We start from the raw sequence: 1,552 nt of genomic DNA on the forward strand, positions 1-1,552 counted from the left end.
ATGGAATAATAGTAAAAGGTAGTTCTACTATTGATAATTCTGCATTAACTGGAGAATCACTCCCAGTTTTAGTAGAAATAGGATCTCAAATTTCCAGTGGTGGAATAAATATAAATGGTGTTATTGAAGTAAAAGTTGAGAAAGTGTATTCTCAGTCTACAGTAAATAAAATATTAGAAATGGTTGAACAAGCAAGTAATAAGAAATCTGTTACTGAAAAATATATAACTAAATTTGCTAGATATTATACTCCTTTAGTAGTGACATTATCTCTTATAATTGCATTTATTTTTCCAATGTTTTTAATTGGAGGATACACTCTTTGGATAAAAAGAGCTCTTATATTCTTAGTTATCTCATGTCCTTGTGCATTAGTTCTTTCTGTTCCATTAACATTTTTTAGCTCTATTGGGAAAGCATCAAAAGAAGGGATCCTAATTAAAGGAAGTAATTACTTAGATGGCTTAAAAAATATAGGAGCTGTAGTTTTTGATAAAACAGGAACATTAACAAAAGGAAAATTTAAAGTTACTGAAATTAAAACTTTTAATAATTTTACAGAGGAACAAGTTTTAAATTTTGCACAGGTAGCGGAATATCATTCTAACCATCCAATAGCAAGAGCTATTATGGAAACTAAAAAAAATAAAATTATAGAGGAAGAAATATCAGAGTATATAGAAAGTCCTGGGTATGGAATAAGTGTACTATATAAAAATATGTCTATATTAGTAGGAAACAAAAAATATATGAATGTTAACAAAATAAATATCCCACTTCAAGAAGAAAGTGATACCACTGTATATGTAACAAATAATCTTGAATTAGCAGGTTATATAACTGTAAGTGATGAAGTAAAAAAAGATGCTTTACAAACAATTAAAGAACTTGATCAAAAAGGAATAGAAAGTTATATGTTGACAGGAGATAATAAAATAACAGGAAGCAAAATAGGAAAATCTCTTGGCTTAAAAGAACATCATATCTTTACACAACTTTTACCTAAAGACAAGGTGGATATATTTAAAAAAATAAAGAAAACGAATAAAAAAGGAGTAATTTTTGTTGGAGATGGAATTAATGATGCTCCTGTATTAGCACTCTCTGATATTGGAATTTCTATGGGTAAACTTGGTAGTGATATCGCAATCGAGAGTTCTGATATTGTTCTTATGAATGATAATCCTTATCAAATAGTAAAAGCACTTGAACTAAGTCAATTCACTAATAAAATTGTTATTCAAAATGTGACATTAGCTTTAGGTGTAAAAGGAATTGTAATGGTATTGGGAATTTTAGGGATAGTTAATTTATGGTTAGCCATATTTGCTGACGTTGGCGTTTCAATAATTGCAATTTTAAATGCTTCAAGAATCTTAAGAAGTAAAATCTAATTAAAGAAGAACAGCCACTGTAAGGTGCTTTAAATAGATTAAAAAAATAAATATAAATAAGAACTAGTAGTCAAAACAATTACCATCAGGGGAAGAACTCAGTAAAGGAAAAAAAAGACACTCAAATTATGGACAGACAGAACGAAGGAATATAGGAC

At 28.4% G+C, this 1,552-nt stretch carries 1 protein-coding gene; it reads left to right on the plus strand.

From position 1 onward, the window contains the following. Window positions 1-1,394: heavy metal translocating P-type ATPase (locus ACMOUI_RS07670; protein WP_418965141.1), on the plus strand; the 1,394-nt coding region annotated here is incomplete at its 5' end. Window positions 1,395-1,552 lie beyond the last annotated feature (158 nt).

Origin of the sequence: Cetobacterium sp., assembly GCF_048470075.1 — a bacterium.
Taxonomy (GTDB): Bacteria; Fusobacteriota; Fusobacteriia; order Fusobacteriales; family Fusobacteriaceae; genus Cetobacterium_A.